17 protein-coding genes are annotated in these 20,027 nt (G+C 67.4%); 9 read left to right on the top strand and 8 right to left on the bottom strand.

What is annotated here, in order from left to right; genetic code table 11:
- The first annotated feature begins 209 nt into the window (after positions 1 to 209).
- A complete protein-coding gene (locus ACFOJE_RS16035; protein ID WP_377815539.1) occupies positions 210 to 1,778 on the top strand; it encodes a sensor domain-containing diguanylate cyclase in 1,569 nt (522 codons plus the stop codon).
- Here the strand turns inward: ACFOJE_RS16035 and ACFOJE_RS16030 are convergent.
- From ACFOJE_RS16030 to ACFOJE_RS16015, 4 genes are all read right to left on the bottom strand, one after another.
- A complete protein-coding gene (locus ACFOJE_RS16030; protein WP_377815537.1) occupies positions 1,775 to 2,068 on the bottom strand; it encodes a YceK/YidQ family lipoprotein in 294 nt (97 codons plus the stop codon). The two genes, ACFOJE_RS16035 and ACFOJE_RS16030, sit on opposite strands and share 4 nt — an antisense overlap.
- Complete coding sequence (ubiX, locus tag ACFOJE_RS16025; RefSeq protein WP_377815536.1) at positions 2,065 to 2,694, bottom strand: flavin prenyltransferase UbiX; 630 nt, start codon at positions 2,692 to 2,694, stop codon at positions 2,065 to 2,067. The genes ACFOJE_RS16030 and ubiX overlap by 4 nt, the downstream gene beginning before the upstream one ends.
- A 1-nt stretch (position 2,695) precedes the next feature.
- Positions 2,696 to 4,048, bottom strand: a complete 1,353-nt coding sequence (mpl, locus tag ACFOJE_RS16020) for a UDP-N-acetylmuramate:L-alanyl-gamma-D-glutamyl-meso-diaminopimelate ligase (protein ID WP_377815534.1) — start codon at positions 4,046 to 4,048, stop codon at positions 2,696 to 2,698.
- A 94-nt stretch (positions 4,049 to 4,142) separates the two neighbouring features.
- The gene (locus tag ACFOJE_RS16015; RefSeq protein ID WP_377815532.1) at positions 4,143 to 6,047 is read right to left on the bottom strand and encodes a sigma-54-dependent Fis family transcriptional regulator; all 1,905 of its coding nucleotides are present in this window, start codon (positions 6,045 to 6,047) and stop codon (positions 4,143 to 4,145) included.
- A 289-nt stretch (positions 6,048 to 6,336) separates the two neighbouring features.
- On the opposite strand from ACFOJE_RS16015, the gene exaC reads away from it, so the two are divergent.
- Together exaC and yiaY are read left to right on the top strand one after the other, a co-directional pair.
- Entirely contained in the window at positions 6,337 to 7,857 is a 1,521-nt protein-coding gene (gene exaC / locus ACFOJE_RS16010) for an acetaldehyde dehydrogenase ExaC (protein ID WP_377815531.1), read from the top strand.
- Positions 7,858 to 8,060: 203 nt separating this feature from the next.
- Entirely contained in the window at positions 8,061 to 9,209 is a 1,149-nt protein-coding gene (gene yiaY, locus ACFOJE_RS16005; RefSeq protein ID WP_377815529.1) for an L-threonine dehydrogenase, read from the top strand.
- A 115-nt stretch (positions 9,210 to 9,324) separates the two neighbouring features.
- On the opposite strand, the gene qhpR is transcribed toward yiaY, so the two are convergent.
- Positions 9,325 to 10,374, bottom strand: coding sequence for an AraC-like transcriptional regulator QhpR (qhpR, locus tag ACFOJE_RS16000; protein ID WP_377815527.1), 1,050 nt, complete (start codon positions 10,372 to 10,374; stop codon positions 9,325 to 9,327).
- Positions 10,375 to 10,636: 262 nt separating this feature from the next.
- Between qhpR and eat the strand changes: the two genes are divergently transcribed.
- From eat to ppa, 5 genes are all read left to right on the top strand, one after another.
- Positions 10,637 to 12,001, top strand: coding sequence for an ethanolamine permease (gene eat / locus ACFOJE_RS15995; RefSeq protein WP_377815525.1), 1,365 nt, complete (start codon positions 10,637 to 10,639; stop codon positions 11,999 to 12,001).
- 54 nt (positions 12,002 to 12,055) lie between these two features.
- Entirely contained in the window at positions 12,056 to 13,450 is a 1,395-nt protein-coding gene (locus tag ACFOJE_RS15990) for an ethanolamine ammonia-lyase subunit EutB (protein ID WP_377815523.1), read from the top strand.
- A gap of 9 nt (positions 13,451 to 13,459) precedes the next feature.
- On the top strand, positions 13,460 to 14,260 hold the full coding sequence (gene eutC, locus ACFOJE_RS15985) for an ethanolamine ammonia-lyase subunit EutC (RefSeq protein ID WP_377815520.1): 801 nt from the start codon (positions 13,460 to 13,462) through the stop codon (positions 14,258 to 14,260).
- 79 nt (positions 14,261 to 14,339) lie between these two features.
- Positions 14,340 to 15,158, top strand: coding sequence for a M90 family metallopeptidase (locus ACFOJE_RS15980; protein ID WP_377815518.1), 819 nt, complete (start codon positions 14,340 to 14,342; stop codon positions 15,156 to 15,158).
- Between the two features lie 92 nt (positions 15,159 to 15,250).
- A complete protein-coding gene (ppa, locus tag ACFOJE_RS15975; protein ID WP_377815517.1) occupies positions 15,251 to 15,778 on the top strand; it encodes an inorganic diphosphatase in 528 nt (175 codons plus the stop codon).
- A gap of 159 nt (positions 15,779 to 15,937) precedes the next feature.
- Here ppa and ACFOJE_RS15970 read toward each other — a convergent pair whose 3' ends face one another.
- The 3 genes from ACFOJE_RS15970 to ACFOJE_RS15960 all read right to left on the bottom strand — a co-directional run bounded on the left by ACFOJE_RS15970 (position 15,938) and on the right by ACFOJE_RS15960 (position 19,602).
- Complete coding sequence (locus ACFOJE_RS15970; RefSeq protein WP_377815515.1) at positions 15,938 to 16,822, bottom strand: PhnD/SsuA/transferrin family substrate-binding protein; 885 nt, start codon at positions 16,820 to 16,822, stop codon at positions 15,938 to 15,940.
- Positions 16,823 to 17,066: 244 nt separating this feature from the next.
- A complete protein-coding gene (locus tag ACFOJE_RS15965) occupies positions 17,067 to 17,384 on the bottom strand; it encodes a hypothetical protein (RefSeq protein ID WP_377815513.1) in 318 nt (105 codons plus the stop codon).
- Positions 17,385 to 18,009: 625 nt separating this feature from the next.
- Positions 18,010 to 19,602 carry a sensor domain-containing diguanylate cyclase gene (locus ACFOJE_RS15960; RefSeq protein WP_377815510.1) on the bottom strand — a complete coding sequence of 531 codons (1,593 nt, stop codon included), beginning with the start codon at positions 19,600 to 19,602 and terminating at the stop codon, positions 18,010 to 18,012.
- A gap of 323 nt (positions 19,603 to 19,925) precedes the next feature.
- On the opposite strand from ACFOJE_RS15960, the gene ACFOJE_RS15955 reads away from it, so the two are divergent.
- The coding region (locus ACFOJE_RS15955) for an exodeoxyribonuclease VII small subunit (protein ID WP_377812801.1) at positions 19,926 to 20,027 on the top strand (102 nt) is incomplete at its 3' end.

Genomic DNA, 20,027 nt, shown 5'->3' with positions numbered 1-20,027 from the left:
CGCCTGTGGCCCGCTCGCCGATTATCGGCAAAGAAGGCGGGCGCGGCGTGTCTCCAGCCCGGGCGAGCCTTGTCGCCCCCATGCTGGCATCATGCTACAGTGCCAAGCTGAGCATGGAGCTGCAACGCATCCCGACAACAATTCCAAGAACGAGAAAGTGGCCCAGACGCCGCGACGAGCAGGAAGCCGCGCGCTCCAGCCCTATGCCTATGCCCCCGACTCAAATCGACCTGCGCCGCCTCATCCTGCTGCTGACCCTGGCAGTGGCCCTGCTCCTGTCCGCCAACGGCTTCTACGCCAGCTACCGGACCCAGCGCGAACAGCTGATCCAGCAGACCCAGGAGGCCAACCGCGTCTATGCGGCCAAACTCGGTCAGGGTATCGAACAACTCCTCGACTCGATACACCTGCAACTGGGCTACAGCGCCACGCTGCTGCCGAAATGGATGGACCAGCCGGAGCGCCTGCAGGAAGAGACCGAGCGCCTGCTCCGCCAGAGCCGCATCTTCAACGCGATCTTCGTCGTCAGGAACGACGGGCTGGTGCTGGCCGGCTCGCCCGAGAGCCTCGGCCTGCTCAACCAGACGCTCAGGACCAACGGGGCGCTGGAGGCCCTGCAGAAGCACCGCTTCCTGATCAGCGCGCCCTATATCAGCGCCCGCAACAATCTGGTGGTGTTCATCTCGCAGCCGATCCTCGACCACTACGGGCGCTATCTCGGCTATGTCGGCGGCAGCATCTACCTGCAGCAGCAGAACGTCCTGCACCGCCTGCTCGGCGAGCACTTCTACCAGGACAGCTCCTATCTCTACGTGGTCGATCGCGACCGCCGTCTGATCTACCACAAGGACCCGCTGCGGATCGGCGACACCGTGGTCGGCAACCCGGCGGTGGAGCGGGTGATCGCCGGCGAGATGGGCACGCTCCAGCTGACCAACTCCGACGGCATCGAGATGCTCGCCGGTTTCGCCCCGGTGCCGACCGCCGGCTGGGGCATCGTCGCCCAGCGCCCGCTGGCCGTCACCGAGCAGGAGCTGAACCGGCTGATGCTGGACAATCTGCGCCAGGCCCTGCCGCTGCTGCTGCTCTCGCTGATCGGCATCTGGTGGCTGTCGCAGCGCATCTCCAGGCCGCTCTGGCAGCTGGCCAGGAGCGCCCAGCAGTGGGGCACCGACGAGTCCCTGGAGCAGGTGCGCAACATCAAGACCTGGTACTTCGAGGCCAATCAGCTCAAGCGCGCGGTGCTCAGCAGCCTGGCCCTGATGCACCAGCGCCTGGGCCGGCTCAGCCAGGAAAGCCTGACCGACCCGCTGACCGGCCTGCGTAACCGCCGCGGCATGCACCAGCAACTGGATTCCTGGCGGGAACACCGCCAGCCGTTCGCGGCCGTGGCCCTGGACATCGACCATTTCAAGCGCGTCAACGATCAGTACGGGCACGAGTTCGGCGACCGCGTGCTGCAGAACCTGGCCCGGCTGATGGCCAACGGCTCGCGCCCCAGCGATCTGCTCTGCCGCACCGGCGGCGAGGAATTCCTGATGCTGCTGCCGAACGCGGACCTGGAAACCGCCCGGCAGGTCGCCGAGCGGGTGCGCTGCAGCATGGCCGAGACCCGCCACGGCGAGTGCTCGGCCATCACCCTATCGGCCGGAGTGGCGCACTGGCCGGAAACTGCCGAGGATGTCGAGGAAGTCCTGAAGCGGGCCGACGAAGCCCTCTACCAGGCCAAGAACGAAGGACGCAACCGGGTGGTGGTCAGCGAAGCGGCCTACGCCTAGTTGCCGCCGGAGACGCCGAGCACCACGCCCAGCTCGGCGGCCACGGCGAAGGGCAGCATCAGCGTATCCAGCAGGACGCTGGCCGGCAGATCCAGCCCGGGATGGCGAGGCGCCTCGGCGCCGAAACGATCCCGCGGGCAGCAGCCGTCATGCAGCGCGTACCAGTCCAGCTGGGTGCCGGAGTAGATGATCGGCGCGCCGGGCTTGGCCGCGTTCATGGTGCGCACGCTGGCGCAGCCGCCGAGCAGCAGCGCAGCCAATAGCGGGAGGAGCCCCGCCCAGCGTCTCACTCCTCGCTCACGAGATGGTGCTCGCCCCAGCGCGGCAGCATGTCCTGGGGGATGTCCAGCAGATTGAGGATGCGCGCGACGACGAAATCGACCAGGTCGTCGATGCTCTGCGGCTGGTGGTAGAAGCCCGGCGAGGCCGGCAGGATCACCGCGCCGAGGTTGGAGAGCTTGAGCATGTTCTCCAGGTGGATGCTCGAATAGGGCGCCTCGCGCGGCACCAGGATCAGCGGGCGGCGCTCCTTCAGGGTGACGTCGGCGGCGCGTTCGATCAGGTTGTTGCAGGCCCCGGTGGCGATCGCCGAGAGCGTGCCGGTGGAGCACGGCACCACCACCATCGCCCCCGGAGCGCTGGAGCCAGAGGCCGGCGGCGCCATCCAGTCCTCCTTGCCGAACACACGGATCTGCCCCGGCGCCGCGCCGGTGTATTCGCTGAGGAAGGACTGCATCGCCTGCGGCTTGGTCGGCAGGGTGACGTCGGTCTCGGTGGCGATCACCAGCTGCGCCGCCTTGGAGATCAGGAAGTGCACCTCGCGCTCCTCCTGCACCAGGCAGTCGAGCAGGCGCAGGCCGTACTGGACGCCGGAAGCGCCGGTCATCGCCAGGGTAATGCGTTGCGGTCCCGCCATGTCAGTTCTCCAGCGCCTTCGCCAGCTTGCCGTGCAGGCCGCCGAAGCCGCCGTTGCTCATGATCACCACCTGGGTGCCGGGCGCGGCCTGGCTCTTGACCCGGGCGATGATCGCCTCCAGCGAGTCGCAGACCACCGCCGGCACCGGGCAGGCGGCGGCGGTGGCGGCCAGGTCCCAGCCGAGGTTCGGCGGGGCGTACCAGACCACCTGATCGGCCTCGGCCACGGAGCCCGGCAGGCCGTCGCGGTGGGCGCCGAGCTTCATGGAGTTGGAGCGCGGTTCGATCACCGCGATGATCGGCGCCTCGCCGACGCGCTTGCGCAGGCCGTCGAGGGTGGTGGCGATGGCGGTCGGATGGTGGGCGAAATCGTCGTAGATGGTTATGCCGTTCACCTCGGCGACCTTCTCCATGCGCCGCTTGACGCTCAGGAACCGGCACAGCGCCTCGGCGCCCAGATCCGCCGGCACGCCGACGTGACGCGCCGCCGCCAGGGCGACCAGAGCGTTGGACACGTTGTGCCGGCCGCTCAGCTCCCAGTCCACCACGCCCTGCACCTCGCCGTCGCGGATCACCTCGAAGCGCGAGCCGTCCTCGACCAGGAGTTTGGCCTGCCACTCCCCGCCTTCGCCAGTGGTCTCGACCTTGGTCCAGCAGCCCATGCCGAGCACCCGCTCGATGGCCTGCTCGCTGGTCGGATGGATGATCAGCCCCTGGCCGGGAACGGTCCGCACCAGATGGTGGAACTGCCGCTCGATGGCCGCGAGGTCCGGGAAGATGTCCGCGTGGTCGAACTCCAGGTTGTTGAGGATGGCGGTGCGCGGGCGGTAGTGGACGAACTTGGAGCGCTTGTCGAAGAAGGCGCTGTCGTATTCGTCGGCCTCGACCACGAAGAACGGCGTGCCGCCCAGGCGCGCGGAGACGCCGAAGTTCTGCGGCACCCCGCCGATGAGGAAGCCCGGGCTCATGCCGGCGTGCTCCAGCACCCAGGCCAGCATGCTGGTGGTGGTGGTCTTGCCGTGGGTGCCGGCCACCGCCAGCACCCAGCGCCCCTGCAGCACGTGGTCGGCCAGCCACTGCGGCCCGGAGACGTAGGGCATGCCCTGGTTCAGCGCGTACTCCACCGCCGGGTTGCCGCGCGACAGGGCGTTGCCGATCACCACCAGGTCCGGCGCCGGGTCCAGATGCTCGGGCAGGTAGCCCTGCATGAGCTCGATGCCCTGGGCCTCGAGCTGGGTGCTCATGGGGGGATAGACGTTGGCATCCGAGCCGGTGACGCGATGCCCGAGTTCCTTGGCGAGCACGGCCAGCGAGCCCATGAAGGTGCCGCAGATACCGAGGATGTGGATATGCATGAAGACTCCTGCAGGGGCCTGGCGCGGCCCGATCGAACCAGCCGGCAGGTTAGCACAGGGCCGGCGCGCAGACAGGCGCCGGCGCACAAGCCGCTCAGTCGGCCATGCGGCTGATCCCGTGGCGCTGCAGCTTGCGGTACAGGGTGTTGCGGCTGATGCCGAGCTGCTCGGCGGTGCGGCTGACGTGCCAGTGATGCGCCTCCAGCGCGGCCAGCAGGGTATCGCGCTCGGCCCGCTGCAGGGGCTGCTGCCGGTCATCGGGCTCGACCGCGGGCGGCAGCGCCCGGACCTGGCGCAGCTCCGCCGGCAGATCGGTCAGGTACACCCAGCCGTCCTCGCTGAGCGCGGCCAGGGTGCGCAGCACGTTGCGCAGCTGGCGCACGTTGCCCGGCCAGGCATAGTCGAGCAGGGCCTGGCGGGCCGCCGGCTCCAGGCGGATGGAGCGGCCGCGCGCCTCCTCGGCGAGCAGATGGTCGATCAGCTCCGCCTTGTCGGCCCGCTCGCGCAGGGGCGGCAGGGACAGCTCCAGGCCGTTCAGGCGATAGTAGAGATCCTCGCGGAACAGCCCGGCGGCGACCCGCTCGCGCAGGTCGCGGTGGGTGGCGCTGAGGATGCGCACGTCGACCTCCTGGGGCGCACCGCCGATCGGCACCACCTGGCGCTCCTCGAGCACCCTCAGCAGCCGGGTCTGCAGGGCCAGCGGCATGTCGCCGATCTCGTCGAGGAACAGGGTGCCGCCGTTGGCCTGCAGCAGACGGCCGGGCATGCCCTCCTTGCGCGCGCCGGTGAAGCTGCCGCCGCGGTAGCCGAACAGCTCGCTCTCGATCAGGCTCTCCGGAATGGCCGCGCAGTTCAGCGCGACGAACGGCTTCTGCGCCCGGCTGCTGCCCTGGTGCACGGCCTTGGCGAAGGCCTCCTTGCCGGAGCCGGTCTCGCCGTGCAGGAGCAGCGGCACGTCGTGCTCGAACACCCGCAGAGCCTGACGGAAGGCCCGTTGCAGGGTCTCGTCGCCCAGGCATATCCCGGGGATGGCCAGCGCTGGCGCCGGCCGGGCCAGGACGACGGTCGGCCGCCGCGGGCGGCCGCGCAGCACGGCGAAGAACTCGCGGCCGTCCCGGGTGCGCAATGGCCAGCCGGGGCCCGGCTGCTCGCCGGCGCGGCCGAACAGGTCGTCCAGGCGACAGTCGAACAGGGCCTCCATCGACAGCCCGAGCAGCTCGCCGCGGGCGTGGCCGAGCAGGTTGAGGGCGCTCTGGTTGGCCGCCAGCACCCGCCCCTCGCCGTCGAAGGCCAGCAGCCCTTCGCTGAACAGGCCGAGGTATTCGACCTGGGCCTGGAAGCGCAGCAGCCACTGGTCCTCGAACAGGCGCAGAAAGTAGCTGGTTTCGATGACCTTGGCCGTCAGGTTGACCAGAGTCATGGTGTGGAACTGCCCCTGCCGCGACACCCGATCCCTGACGGAGGACACGTCGAGTACCGCTAGCAGTTCGCCATGGGGATCGAACACCGGACTGGCCGAGCAGGTCAGATCGGTATGCAGGCTGCGGAAATGCTCGTCGCGGTGGATGATCAGCGATTGCCGCTCGACCACGCAGGTGCCGATGCCGTTGGTGCCCTCGCAGGCCTCGCTCCAGTCGGCGCCCAGCGACAGCCCGGCCTGCTCGAAGAGCTGACGGTCGGCATCGCCGGTCACGCAACTGAGGATCACGCCGCGGGCATCGGAGAGCAGCACCGCCTGGCGGTCGGCGAGCTGGCGGTACAGGCGGGTCATCTCGCCGCTGGCGATTTCCAGCACGTCCTGCAGGGGCTCGCTGCGCTCGAGGATGCGCGCATGCTCCAGCACGCTGGGCGCGACCGCATGGCCGGGGTCAAGGCGGTGCTGCTCCAGGCAGCGCAGCCAGGAGTCGGCAATGGACGGCGCGGCGGCCGGGCCGTCGGAGCGCCCCAGGGCCACGGTCAGGACCCGCTGGGCGTGGCGTCGCAATCGGTTCGCATACATTAGTTGTTATTCTCCGTCGTACGATCGGCCCCCTACAGGGGACTGCAGCATCCTCCAGATGCCGGGCTCTTGCAATGTCAGCCTGACTAACGTTGTACCACTGTCAATATTCCGGGACAAAGTGTCACACCCCCTGTTCCAGCCCTGACACACTCCGGCCCGCCGAAAAAACCGCACTCCGGCAGGGAACCGCTCTGGCACGGGCATTCCGCGATTCTGGCCCGCCCCTTGCTCAAGGCATGACAGGCGCCCCGCAGCGCCTCCAGTCCAAGAACATGGAGATCGAACCATGCGTTATGCGCACCCCGGCAGCGAAGGCTCCGTCGTGTCCTTCAAGACCCGCTACGGCAACTACATCGGCGGCGAGTTCGTCGCCCCCGTGCAAGGCCAGTACTTCACCAACACTTCGCCGGTGACCGGCGAGGCCATCGCCGAATTCCCCCGCTCCACCGCCGAGGATATTGAGAAGGCGCTGGATGCCGCCCATGCCGCCGCCGGCGCCTGGGGTCGCACCTCGGTGCAGGAGCGCGCCGCGGTCCTGCTGAGGATCGCCGACCGCATCGAGCAGAACCTGGAAGTGCTGGCGGTGACCGAGACCTGGGACAACGGCAAGCCGGTCCGCGAGACCCTCAATGCCGACGTGCCGCTGTCCGCCGATCACTTCCGCTACTTCGCCGGCTGCATCCGCGCCCAGGAAGGCAGCGCCGCGGAGATCAACGAATCCACCGTGGCCTATCACTTCCACGAACCGCTGGGCGTGGTCGGGCAGATCATCCCGTGGAACTTCCCGCTGCTGATGGCCGCCTGGAAGCTGGCTCCGGCCCTGGCCGCCGGCAACTGCGTCGTGCTCAAGCCGGCCGAGCAGACCCCGCTGTCGATCACCGTGCTGGTCGAGCTGATCGGCGACCTGCTGCCGCCCGGCGTGCTCAACCTGGTGCAGGGCTTCGGCCGCGAGGCCGGCGAGGCCCTGGCCACCAGCAAGCGCATCGCCAAGATCGCCTTCACCGGCTCCACCCCGGTGGGCGCGCACATCCTCCGCTGCGCCGCCGACAACATCATCCCGAGCACCGTGGAGCTGGGCGGCAAGAGCCCGAACATCTTCTTCGAGGACATCATGCAGGCCGAGCCTGCATTCATCGAGAAGGCCGCCGAGGGCCTGGTGCTGGCCTTTTTCAACCAGGGCGAGGTGTGCACCTGCCCGTCGCGGGCGCTGATCCAGGAATCGATCTACGACGAGTTCATGCAGGTGGTGATGAAGAAAGTCGGCCAGATCAAGCGCGGTCACCCGCTGGACACCGAGACCATGGTCGGCGCCCAGGCATCCAGCCAGCAGTTCGAGAAGATCATCTCCTACTTCGATATAGCCCGTGCCGAGGGCGCCCAGGTGCTGACCGGCGGCGCCGCCGAGCGGCTGGATGGCAACCTGGCCAGCGGCTATTACATCCAACCGACCCTGCTCAAGGGCCACAACAAGATGCGCGTGTTCCAGGAGGAGATCTTCGGCCCAGTGGTCGGCGTGACCACCTTCAAGGACGAGGCCGAGGCCCTGGCCATCGCCAACGACACCGAGTTCGGCCTGGGCGCCGGCGTCTGGACCCGCGACATCAACCGCGCCTACCGCATGGGCCGCGGCATCCAGGCCGGCCGCGTATGGACCAACTGCTACCACCTGTACCCGGCGCACGCCGCCTTCGGTGGCTACAAGAAGTCCGGCGTCGGCCGCGAGACCCACAAGATGATGCTCGACCACTACCAGCAGACCAAGAACCTGCTGGTCAGCTACGACGTCAACCCGCTGGGCTTCTTCTGATGCCGACCGCCCCGCGGCGTCCGTCGCAGCGGGCCGGCCCGAGAGAGAAGTACCGGGGCGCCAGCGCCCCGTCCCGAAGAGGTCCGAGGAAAGGCGCAGCCCGGGTGGCCTGAAATCCCCCGATGTCCTCGCCAGGCACCGCGAAACGGACTTCACTATGCGATAGAGGTGGCCTAGACCACCAAAACAATGAGGAAACAACCATGAGCAGCACCTTTTTCATTCCGGCAGTGAACATGATGGGTATCGGCAGCCTGGAAGAGGCCATGGGCGCCATCCAGAACTACGGATTCCGCAAGGCACTGATCGTCACCGACGCCGGGCTGGCCAAGGCCGGCGTGGCCGCCAAGATAGCCGGACTGCTGAGCGAGCGGGACATCGCCTCGGTCGTCTACGACGGGGCCAAGCCCAACCCCACCATCGGCAACGTGGAAAAAGGTCTGGAGGTGCTCAAGAGCAGCGGCTGCGACTTCGTCATCTCCCTCGGCGGCGGCTCGCCCCACGACTGCGCCAAGGGCATCGCCCTGTGCGCTGCCAACGGCGGCCATATCAGCGAATACGAGGGCGTCGACCGCTCGGCCAAACCGCAGCTGCCGCTGATCGCCGTCAACACCACCGCCGGCACCGCCAGCGAGATGACCCGCTTCTGCATCATCACCGACGAGGCCCGCCACGTGAAAATGGCCATCGTCGACCGCAACGTCACGCCGCTGCTGTCGGTCAACGATCCCTCGCTGATGGCCGCCATGCCCAAGGGCCTCACCGCCGCCACCGGCATGGACGCCCTCACCCACGCCACCGAGGCCTACGTTTCCACCGCCGCCACCCCGATCACCGATGCCTGCGCCCTGAAGGCCATCGAGCTGATCGCCGGCAACCTGCGCAACGCCGTGGCCAACGGCAACGACATGACCGCCCGGGAGAACATGGCCTACGCCCAGTTCCTCGCCGGCATGGCCTTCAACAACGCCTCGCTCGGTTTCGTGCACGCCATGGCGCACCAGCTCGGCGGCTTCTACGACCTGCCCCACGGGGTCTGCAACGCGATCCTGCTGCCCCACGTGGAGAACTACAACGCCGAAGTCTGTCCGGAGCGGCTGCGCGACGTCGCCCAAGCCTTGGGTGTGAACACCCTGGGCATGAGCGCCGAGATGGGCGCCCAGTCCGCCATCGCGGCGATCCGTCGCCTGTCGGCGGACATCGGCATCCCTGCCGGCCTCAAGGAGCTGGGCGCCAAGGCCGACGACATCCCGACCCTGGCGGCCAACGCCCTGAAGGACGCCTGCGGCCTGACCAACCCGCGGCCGGCCGGTCAGCGGGAAATCGAGGAGATCTTCCGCAACGCCTTCTGATCCACCCTACCCGCCTGCGTCCATCCGGGCGCAGGCTCCCTACCTTTCCGACTCCCTCTATTTTGCGCGGCCTGCGGGCCGCGCCTTTTTTTCCGGTGCCCGGCTCGGACGCGGCTCAATGCCCGTCGCTGCGCCACTGCCGCGGACTCACGCCGAACCAGCGGCGGAAGGCGCGGGAGAAGGCGCTGGTCTCGGAATAGCCGAGCAGCGGCGCCAGTTCGGAGATCGGCCGCTGACGCTGGCGCAGGTAGTGCACGGCCAGTTCGCGGCGGGTGTTCTCCACCAGTTGGCTGAAGCTCAGCCCGGCCTCGCGCAGACGCCGCTGCAGGCCGGCGGCGGTCAGCTCCAGACGCTCGGCGATCAGCTCCAGCACCGGCTCGCCCTCGCTCAGGGCCAGGCGAATCTGGGTGCCGGCATCCTCCAGCAGATCCGGACGACCGCCCTGCTCGCCGAGGCGACGGATCACGTCCTGCACCAGGAACAGCAGATTGGCATCGCGCTCGGGCATCGGCCGGCCCTTGATGTCGGCTTTGGGCACCAGCAGCCAGTTGCAGCCGCGCTCGAAGTGCACCGGCGCGCCGAAGGCCTGCGCGTGCTCCTGCCCGTCGCCCGGGCGGGCATGCTCGAAGCCCACCGCGCGCGGCGCCCACTGCGCGCCGAGAACGTGGCGCAGCAGGTTCAGCGCCATGCCCATGGTCAGCTCGGCGTCCTGCCGGCGGTCGAGGATGGCGCCGTGCTGCACCTGGTAGTCGAAGCGGTAGCACTCGCCGCAGTCGACCAGCCGGATCAGGGTGCTGTGCTGGTGGTAGGGAAAGGCCGCGGCGAAGTTGCGCAGGGCGTCTTCCAGGGTTTCCGAACAGAGCCCGACGTAGCCCAGCAGGCCGAGGGCGCGCGGCTGGAACTGCTGGCCGTAGCGCAGGCCGAAGTTGTCGCAGCCGGATTGCCGCGCCGCTTCCTCCAGCACCCGGCAGTAGTTGGTCAGGGCTAGGCTCAGGGTCGGGTGAAGCAGCTGCTCGGGGTCGATGCCGGCGCGACCGAAGACACGGTCGATGTCGCCGCCCTGGGCGGCGATGAAGTCATCCAGTCCACTGGCGGCGGCGGACAGCACGCCGATGTTGCTTGCCAGCGGCGCGGTGCCGGCGCAGGAAAACAGGGACGGAGTCATGGGCAGGCTCGTGATCTATCGTTCATGGGACGAGCGATCGAAGCAATTCCCGTGCCTCGCCCCGCGGGCCCGTCCGGCGGGCTTCGCAAGGCGTCCGGCGAGCCGGGCCTCGGCGCTCCCGGGCGAGCAACGCACCATTGCGGGGCAATACTTGACCGCAGAGACCGCATGCCGCGCTCCAGGGTCAAGTCCCGGGACGCGGCGCCCGCTACCATCAAGGCCTGGTAACCCGTCCACACCCCGCGGGGCAGAGGAGTCCGCAATGAGCGCATCGCAACTGAAACCGACACTGGGAACCCTGCACCTCTGGGGTCTGGCCGTGGGCCTGGTGATCTCCGGCGAATACTTCGGCTGGAGCTACGGCTGGGGCACCGCCGGCACCCTCGGCTTCCTGGTCACCACCCTGATGGTGGCGCTGATGTACACCTGCTTCATCTTCAGCTACACCGAGCTGACCACCGCTATCCCCCACGCCGGCGGGCCCTTCGCCTACAGCCTGCGCGCCTTCGGCAAGAACGGCGCGACCATCGCCGGCATCGCCACCCTGATCGAGTTCGTCTTCGCCCCGCCGGCCATCGCCATGGCCATCGGCGCCTACCTCAACGTGCAGTACCCGGCGCTCGACCCGAAATGGGCGGCCACCGGCGCGTACCTGATCTTCATGACCCTGAACATCCTCGGCGTGAGCATCGCCGCCACCTTCGAGCTGGTGGTCACGGTGCTGGCGGTGGCCGAGCTGCTGGTGTTCATGGGCGTGGTGGCGCCGGGCTTCAGCTTCAGCAACTTCGTCCTCGACGGCTGGGCCGGCTCCGACGAATTCGGCCCGGCGGCCATCGGCGGCATCTTCGCCGCCATCCCCTTCGCCATCTGGTTCTTCCTCGCCATCGAGGGCGCGGCTATGGCCGCCGAGGAGGCCAAGGACCCGAAACGCACCATCCCGCGCGCCTACATCGCCGGCATCCTCACCCTGGTCAGCCTGGCCATCGGCGTGATGATCTTCGCCGGCGGGGTCGGCGACTGGCGGGCGCTGTCGAACATCAACGACCCGCTGCCGCAGGCGATGAAGGCGGTGGTCGGCAACGACTCGACCTGGATGCACATGCTGGTGTGGATCGGCCTGTTCGGCCTAGTGGCCAGCTTCCACGGCATCATCCTCGGCTATTCGCGGCAATTCTTCGCCCTGGCCCGCGCCGGCTTCCTGCCGGCGGGGCTGGCCAAGCTGTCGCGCTTCCATACTCCGCACCGGGCCGTCCTCGCCGGCGGCGTGGTGGGCATCGCGGCGATCTTCAGCGACGGTCTGATCAGCCTGCAGGGCATGAGCCTGACCGCCGCCATGATCACCATGAGCGTGTTCGGCGCCATCGTCATGTACATCATGAGCATGCTCAGCCTGTTCAAGCTGCGCCGCAGCGAGCCGCACCTGGAGCGCAGCTTCCGCGCCCCCTGCTACCCGCTGGTGCCGGGCATCGCCCTGGGCCTGGCGCTGCTCTGCCTGGCCGCCATGCTCTGGTTCAACCCGATCATCGCCCTGCTGTTCCTGCTGCTGATGGTCGCCGGCTTCGCCTGCTGCAACCTGGTCGTGGCCGTGGGCCGCGGCGTACCGGCCAGCCTCGCCAGCGAAGGCTGATACCCCGCGCCGGACCGCGCGGCCCGGCGCCCTTTGCCTGCCCAAGGAGTTCCCATGTCCGAATACGCCCACAGCGTCGGCGGCCAGACCTGGCGCTTCGACAGTCTCAAGGAAGTCATGGCCAAGGCCAGCCCGGCCCGCTCCGGCGACTGCCTGGCCGGCGTCGCCGCCGGCAGCGACGCCGAACGCGTCGCCGCGCAGATGACCCTGGCCGCGGTGCCGCTCAAGCGCTTCCTCGACGAGGCGCTGATCCCCTACGAGGAAGACGAGGTCACCCGCCTGATCATCGACGGCCACGACCGCGCCGCCTTCGCCCCGGTCAGCCATCTGACGGTGGGCGACTTCCGCGACTGGCTGCTCGGCGACGCCGCCGACGAAGCCAGCCTGCGCGCCCTGGCGCCGGGGCTGACGCCGGAGATGGCCGCCGCGGTGTCGAAGATCATGCGCGTGCAGGACCTGGTGCTGGTGGCGCAGAAGATCCGCGTGGTCACCCGCTTCCGCAACACCGTCGGCCTGCGCGGGCGCATGTCCACGCGCCTGCAGCCGAACCACCCGACCGACGACCCGGCCGGCGTCGCCGCCAGCATCGTCGACGGCCTGCTCTACGGCAACGGCGACGCGGTGATCGGCATCAACCCGGCCACCGACAGCCTGCAGGGCATCGGCGACCTGCTGAAGATGCTCGACGCCATCATCCAGCGCTACGAGATCCCCACCCAGTCCTGCGTGCTGACCCACGTCACCAGCTCCATCGAGGCGATCAACCGCGGCGCGCCGCTGGACCTGGTGTTCCAGTCCATCGCCGGCACCGAGGCGGCCAACGCCAGCTTCGGCGTCAACCTCGCGGTGCTCCAGGAAGGCTACGAGGCCGGACTGTCGCTCAAGCGCGGCACCCTCGGCGACAACCTGATGTACTTCGAGACCGGCCAGGGCAGCGCGCTCTCGGCCAACGCCCACCACGGCGTCGACCAGCAGACCTGCGAGGCCCGCGCCTACGCCGTGGCCCGGCGCTTCAAGCCGTTTTTGGTGAACACCGTGGTCGGCTTCATCGGCCCGGAGTACCTGTACAACGGCAAGCAGATCATCCGCGCCGGCCTCGAGGACCACTTCTGCGGCAAGCTGCTCGGCCTGCCCATGGGCTGCGACATCTGCTACACCAACCACGCCGAGGCCGACCAGGACGACATGGACATGCTCCTGACCCTGCTCGGCGTGGCCGGGATCAACTTCATCATGGGCATCCCCGGTTCCGACGACATCATGCTCAACTACCAGACCACCTCCTTCCACGACGCCCTCTACGCCCGGCAGAGCCTCGGCCTGCGTCCGGCCCCGGAATTCGAGGAGTGGCTGGAGCGCATGCACATCCTGCAACAGCGCGACGGCCGGCTGCGCCTGGCCGAGCAACTGCCGCCGGCGTTCCGCCCGGCCCTGGCGCAATTGAGCTGAGGAACCGCGATGAGCGAGTCGAAACCCACCGCCACGCCCAATCCCTGGCAGGAGCTGCGCCGCCTGACCCCGGCGCGCATCGCCCTCGGCCGCGCCGGCACCAGCCTGCCGACCGCCGCCCACCTGGACTTCCAGTTCGCCCATGCCCAGGCCCGCGACGCCGTGCACCTGCCCTTCGATCACGCCGCGCTGAGCGCCGCCCTGGCCGAGCGCGGGCGCGAGACGCTGCTGGTGCACAGCGCCGCCGCCGACCGCCACACCTACCTGCAGCGTCCCGACCTGGGGCGCCGCCTGGACCCGGAGTCCGCCGCGCTGCTGCGCCGCCATGCCGAAGCCCATCCCCAGGGCTACGACCTGGCGGTGGTGATCGCCGACGGCCTCTCCGCCCTGGCCGTGCAGCGCCACGCCCTGCCCTTCCTGGAGCGCATGGAGGAGCAGGCGCAGGCCGAGGGCTGGAGCCTGTCGCCGGTGGTACTGGTGCAACAGGGCCGGGTGGCCGTGGGCGACGAGGTGGGCGAACTGCTGCGGGCGCGGATGGTGGTGATCCTGATCGGCGAGCGCCCCGGCCTGAGCTCGCCGGACAGCCTCGGCCTGTACTTCACCTGGGCGCCGCGGGTGGGCCTGAACGACGCCTACCGCAACTGCATCTCCAACGTGCGCCTGGAAGGCCTGAGCTACGGCACGGCGGCCCACCGCCTGCTCTACCTGATGCGCGAGGCCTGCCGGCGCCAGCTCTCCGGCGTGCAGCTGAAGGACGAGGCCGAGGTGCCGATCCTGGAGAGCGGAACGCGGAACTTCCTGCTGGAGTGAGGGCATGGCGCGGCTTCGCCCTCTTGCCCCGTCCGCGCACCGCCCTTAAGGTGATCCGCCCCCAAGGTTGGAGCATTCCATGTGGTCATTCCAAGCCTGGCGCCGTCACCGGATCCTGGAACGCTATCCCGTCGAGCCTGCGCTGTGGCAACAGGTGCTGGATAGCCTGCCGATCCTCGACGGCCTGAGCCCCGACGACACCGAGCGCCTGCGTGAGCGCAGCGTGCTTTTCCTGCATGCCAAGCGCCTGACCGCCCTCCCTGACGTCGAGCCTGACCTGCCGGCCCGCCTGCGCCTGGCGGCCCAGGCCGAGCTGCCGCTGCTGGCCCTGCCGGAACTCGACTGGTATCAGGGCTTCCACGAGCTGGTGCTGTATCCGGAAGACTTCCTCAGCCCGCAGAAGCACCGCGACTCCGCCGGTGTGATCCACGAATGGGACGACGAGCGCAGCGGCGAGGCCTGGCAACAGGGCCCGGTCATCCTCGCCTGGCCGGGGGTGGAAGCGAGCGGCGGCTGGGACGCCTACAACCTGGTGATCCACGAGCTGGCGCACAAGCTGGACATGCTCAACGGCAGCGCCAACGGCCTGCCGCCGCTGCATCCGGACATGCGCATCAGCGACTGGGCGGAAGCCATGCAGGCGGCCTTCGACGACCTCAACGCCCGGCTCGACGCCGACCCGGACGCGGAAACGCCCATCGATCCCTACGCCGCCCAGGACCCGGCGGAGTTCTTCGCAGTGGCCAGCGAATATTTCTTCAGCGGCCCCGACCTGCTCGAGGCCGGCTACCCGGCCGTGTACGCGCAGCTCGCGAAGTTCTACCGGCAGGACCCGCTGGCACGTTTGCGGCATCTGCAGGTCGAACATCCGGCATACCGCTCCGCCCCCGGGGCTTGAGCCGCCCGGCGATGGTCAAGGATGGGGCGTTGTGCCTATAATCGCCGCCACTTTTTGGCCCTATCCGATGGCCCTTATCTGAGAGTCAGTCCATGAGCTACAGCAAGATCCCGGCGGGCAAAGACCTGCCGAACGACATCTACGTCGCGATCGAGATCCCCGCCAACCACGCGCCGATCAAGTACGAGATCGACAAGGACAGCGATTGCCTGTTCGTCGATCGCTTCATGGCCACCCCGATGTTCTACCCGGCCAACTACGGTTACATCCCCAACACCCTGGCCGACGACGGCGACCCGCTGGACGTGCTGGTGGTGACTCCCTACCCGGTCGCTCCCGGCTCGGTGATCCGCGCCCGCCCGGTCGGCGTGCTGCACATGACCGACGAGGGCGGCGGCGACGCCAAGCTGATCGCCGTCCCGCACGACAAGCTGACCGTCCTCTATCAGGACATCAAGGAATACACCGACCTGCCGGCCCTGCTGCTCGAGCAGATCAAGCACTTCTTCGAGAACTACAAAGACCTCGAGAAGGGCAAGTGGGTCAAGGTCGAAGGCTGGGGCAACGCGGAAGCGGCCCGTGCCGAAATCATGAAGGCGGCAGCGGCCTACCAGAAGTAAGCCAAGCCACCCCCTGAAAGCCGGCCACAAGCCGGCTTTTTTGTTTCCGCCGGTTTTCTTTCCAGCAGGCGCCCATCCGTGGGCGATGCTCGACGCTAGCGGAAGATGGCGCAGGCCCCGTCTGCATGGAAAAAGCCGCCCGTAGCCTGCTCGCTCTCTTCAGTTGCCGACGAACTTGTCGTATTCCGGATAACCTGCCGAGGCGTACATGGAGCGCACGTAATCGTAGTCGCTGTCCTTGACCTGGGTGGTGAAGCGCATGCCACGGTATTTCTTGTTGCCGCGACCGCTGAGAATGGCGGCGATGAGCTCGTCGGAATGCGCCGAGACGGCGTTGCGGACATTCTCCACCACCTTGTCGTCCACGTCCGTGCCAGCCAACAGCACGTCGCTCGGCAAAACCGGCCCGCGGGCGATCTCGCGGAAGGCGTCGGGCGGCAAACCACCCATTTTCTTTTCCAGCTTGCGCGCCGCGATGAAAGTGGTGTTGGTCATGCCGATGGCGGAGACCTCCCCTCGCTTCAGCGCGTCCCAAAGCGTCCGCGCGTCGAAGTTGACGATCTCGACATCCTTGCGCGGATCCAGGCCGGCATCGGCCAGGGCCTGAAGCGGTCCCAGGTGCTTGGAGGTGGAGCCGACATCGCCCAGGCCAACCTTGGTCCCCTTCAGATCCTTCACGCTTTTATAGGGGCTGCTGGCAAGCGTCACGATGCTCGAGAAATAGCCGGGACGCGAAAGACCCACGACGATGCGGGCATTGGTTTGCTTGTGGATCACCACATATTCGGCCGGCCCAGTGAGCAAGAAATCGACTTTCTTGTCGCGCAGGGCTTCCAGCGCCGTCTCGTGGTCCTTCACCGGCAGGAACTCGATTTCCTGTCCGGTCGCCTTCGCCAAGGTCTCCCTGAACGCGCCGAACGACCCCTGCAGTTTCTTCATGCCCCCCACATCCGTAATCGCCAGCTTGACGGTTTCCGCCCGTACTGCCGGAACCAGGCACGCGAGCAGCGCGGCGGCCAATCCGATTCGTTTCAAGAACCCCATCTACTTCAACTCCCAAGCGAGAACACTGAAAAACGTTCGTTGCGAAATGCACGCCGACACTAACGGGAGACTTGGCCTGCCGCCATCGCATCAAAGTTTTAGATGTCCTTGCCGGACACTGCGCCCGGCGCGCATAGCGTGACAAACGCCCCAGGAAGCCCGCATGGTCGAATTCAAGCTCGCGGTCAGGTGACATAAAGGAATATTTCGCAGGGATTCGGAATCGAATGACGAGGCCCCGGCCTCAGAGGTCGCGCACCGATTCGTCGAGATGATCGAGCAGCCTGTCGACGCCCCGGTTCAGCGACTCCACCGCTTCCTCGGGACTGAGAACGTCCCCGCTGAACACGACCTGGTTCAGCTCGCCGTCGGACATCACCACGATCATGCGCTGGTAATCGGCGCCGCGCTCATGGGCGGAAATGGCCACGCGGGCCATCACGTCGACAAAGCCCCGGAAAAATTCGTCCCTGAGCGGATTGAAAGCTCCGGGCTGCCGTTCCGGCTGCCGCCCGTTCACCTTGCGATTGCGAAAGTCCACGTGAATCAGTTCAGCGGTCATATGGCGTAAAGTCTCCGATTTAGAAACGCCTATCCGGGCCGGACATGGCCTGAAAGCGGTCGGCGAGAAAACGTTGGGCGAGGTCCGACAATTGGGCGGCGACGCGAAGGAATAAGTGAAGGGCGGCGCAACTCATCGGCAAACCGTACAGACCGGGTATTCGAACAGCTGCGCGGCTGAACGTCGGTGAGGTTGATAGGTTTGCGAACCTGGCGGCCGGCCTCGCTGAAGCGGCACGCTGCGGACAGCTTAAAGAATTCATCGCCCCGGCTGCTTGGCTGGCCGATGGGCGGGCGCCGGCTCTGCGCCACCTTCGACGAACGGGCGGATTCGTTCCCGGAAAGGAGATATCAAAAAGCCTGTAAGCAATTACTTACATCAAGTCAGGCAGTCGTCCACTTACTGCCGGCCAGAGATCTACCTACTATCGCTCCCGTGTCGACGGACCGACACAGGCCGGCAAGGATCGCCGGTCAGGGACATCGCAGGATGCGATTCATCAGGATGATGACCCACAAGGAAAGTAAGGACCTAAAAACGGCGCGACCCTGTCGCGCCGTTTTTTATTGCCTGCAGAAAAGCCAATCGTTGCCGGTGTCGCAGCGACACCGGTACGGGGCGTGCCTCAGACGCCCTCCTGAGGGCCGGTGGCGACCGACTCCTCCTCCTGCGGCGGGCTCACGACCGTGCGGTTGCGCCCCTCGCGCTTGGCCTGATGCAGGGCGTCGTCCGCCCTCTTGAGGGTATCCGCGATCGAAGCCGAACCGCCGGGCCAGTAGGCGACCCCCGCCGAAACGGTGATGAACGAGCCGGTGGGGCTTTCCATATAGGCGGTCCACAGGCGCAATCGCTCGGCAATCTCCCCCGCCTCCTCAAGGCTGGTGTGCGGCAGCAGCAGCAGTACCTTGGAGCCGAGCCGGCAGAGCAGGTCGCCGCTGCGGGAAATGCTGCGCATCTGCGTCCCGAGGAACTGGAGAACCTTGTCGCCGACCTCCTGACCGTGGGCCTCGTTGACCTGCTTGAAGTTGTCGATGTTCACCGCGACCACCGAGAAGGGGTTCTCCTGGGCTTTCCACTGGGCCAGCACGGTATGCAGGCCGCGCCGGTTGGCCAACCCCGTCAGCGGGTCGGTGATGCTTTCCTGGTTGAGCCTGCCGAGCTTTTCGTGCAACAGGCCCAGGCCGCCCAATATGGCGTGCTTGAGCTGATCGGCCTCGAAATACCAGGTGCGCACCTGGCGGATCTGCTCCTGGGATTCGGCGCGGTCCCAATGCCGTGCGGTAATCGCCAGTTGGTGGAGCGGTTTCACCACCAGGCGGGACAGCCACCAGATCACCAGGAACAGGGGAACGACGAAGGGCAGGCAGCGCTTGAGTATTTCCAGCATCAGCCCGTCCAGCGGCTGCAGGGTGGCCTCGACCGGCCGTTGGGAAACGACGCCCCAGCCGGTGCTCTCCACCGGCGCATAGCCGGCGAGCATGTCCACTCCGCGGGAATTGGTCACCCGCATGGCCCCCTCCTCGCCCTTGATCACGGCCTCGATCACCGGATTGCCGGTGACCGTTTCCCGCACCCGCAGCGAGTCCTGGTGATAGATCATGCGCCGCTGGCGGTCCACCACATACAGGTACGAACCGTCCTGATAGTAATGATGGCCGAGCATGGAGTGGAGGATGTTCGTTTCCGCCAGGTAGATCGAGCCGCCGATGTAGCCCTGATAGCTCCCGTCCTTGCCGAAGATCGGATGGGAGATGAAGACCACCAGATTGTTCCTGGCGCTGATGTAGGGCGAGCTGATCAGGGGCCGCCGCTGGGCCAGCGCGGCCTTCGCGCCCTCGGTTTCTAGCACGGTGCCGACGAGCCCCGTGTGCCGGGGCATGCCGGCCAGGATCCGCCCCTCGGCATTCACCGCGTAGGCGGCATTGAAGGCGTTGCTCTGCAACTGCAGACGGGCGACCTCCGCCTCGACCCGCGCCGGATCGCCGAGCCCATCGGACAGCATGCTCGCGCTGTAGGCCACTTCCGACTGGACCGCCTTGAACAGGGTGTCGGCGCTCTGGGCCAGTTTGGCCGCGTACACCCGATTGGCTTCCAGCGCCTGGCTCATCAGCTGTTCGCGCACGGTGCGGTAGCTGGCATAGAAGCCGATGGAGCAGGCCAGGAATGCCGCGGCGATCATCAGCAGAAGGATCAGCCAGCGCAGTTCGATACGGTGCATAAAGCCTTGCTTGATGGGAAAAGAGAGGCTGGGAAGCCCGCAAGTTGTGCCGAGAGCAGGCGCACACGCCAAATTCCCGGCGATAATACCCATTCGTGTCCCTCGGGAAATAGGAGATTCGGACAGACAGCAGGGCTCCGGTCGTTTCCGCAGACCACCGGAAGTCATCGGCAACCGCAGCGCAAAGGTTCACCGTACCCTGCACCAATGCCCTATCGGCAACAGCCCCCCGAGGCCAGGAGCCCATCGTCTGGACCGGGCATTTGCCGCTTGGGCACGGCTCTGCTAGTGTCGCGCCCGATTTCAACCCGCCGAGACTCGCCATGGCCCGCAAGAAAGCCGCCCTCGACTTCGAACAGTCCCTCACCGAGCTGCAGACCCTGGTCGAGCGGCTGGAGGGCGGCGAGCTGTCGCTGGAGGACTCC

The sequence above is a fragment of the Azotobacter bryophylli genome, assembly GCF_042643485.1.
Lineage (GTDB): Bacteria > Pseudomonadota > Gammaproteobacteria > Pseudomonadales > Pseudomonadaceae > Azotobacter > Azotobacter bryophylli.
This window is presented reverse-complemented; position numbering and strand designations above follow the sequence as displayed.

Bases quoted from the DNA above. Each gene is read 5' to 3' on its own strand.
- eutC (WP_377815520.1), top strand. From the start codon at position 13,460: ATGAGCGAGTCGAAACCCACCGCCACGCCCAATCCCTGGCAGGAGCTG.
- ACFOJE_RS15990 (WP_377815523.1), top strand. From the start codon at position 12,056: ATGTCCGAATACGCCCACAGCGTCGGCGGCCAGACCTGGCGCTTCGAC.
- yiaY (WP_377815529.1), top strand. From the start codon at position 8,061: ATGAGCAGCACCTTTTTCATTCCGGCAGTGAACATGATGGGTATCGGC.
- exaC (WP_377815531.1), top strand. From the start codon at position 6,337: ATGCGTTATGCGCACCCCGGCAGCGAAGGCTCCGTCGTGTCCTTCAAG.
- ACFOJE_RS16015 (WP_377815532.1), bottom strand. From the start codon at position 6,047: ATGTATGCGAACCGATTGCGACGCCACGCCCAGCGGGTCCTGACCGTG.
- ACFOJE_RS15970 (WP_377815515.1), bottom strand. From the start codon at position 16,822: ATGGGGTTCTTGAAACGAATCGGATTGGCCGCCGCGCTGCTCGCGTGC.
- qhpR (WP_377815527.1), bottom strand. From the start codon at position 10,374: ATGACTCCGTCCCTGTTTTCCTGCGCCGGCACCGCGCCGCTGGCAAGC.
- eat (WP_377815525.1), top strand. From the start codon at position 10,637: ATGAGCGCATCGCAACTGAAACCGACACTGGGAACCCTGCACCTCTGG.
- ACFOJE_RS15980 (WP_377815518.1), top strand. From the start codon at position 14,340: ATGTGGTCATTCCAAGCCTGGCGCCGTCACCGGATCCTGGAACGCTAT.
- mpl (WP_377815534.1), bottom strand. From the start codon at position 4,048: ATGCATATCCACATCCTCGGTATCTGCGGCACCTTCATGGGCTCGCTG.
- ppa (WP_377815517.1), top strand. From the start codon at position 15,251: ATGAGCTACAGCAAGATCCCGGCGGGCAAAGACCTGCCGAACGACATC.
- ubiX (WP_377815536.1), bottom strand. From the start codon at position 2,694: ATGGCGGGACCGCAACGCATTACCCTGGCGATGACCGGCGCTTCCGGC.
- ACFOJE_RS15960 (WP_377815510.1), bottom strand. From the start codon at position 19,602: ATGCACCGTATCGAACTGCGCTGGCTGATCCTTCTGCTGATGATCGCC.
- ACFOJE_RS16035 (WP_377815539.1), top strand. From the start codon at position 210: ATGCCCCCGACTCAAATCGACCTGCGCCGCCTCATCCTGCTGCTGACC.
- ACFOJE_RS15965 (WP_377815513.1), bottom strand. From the start codon at position 17,384: ATGACCGCTGAACTGATTCACGTGGACTTTCGCAATCGCAAGGTGAAC.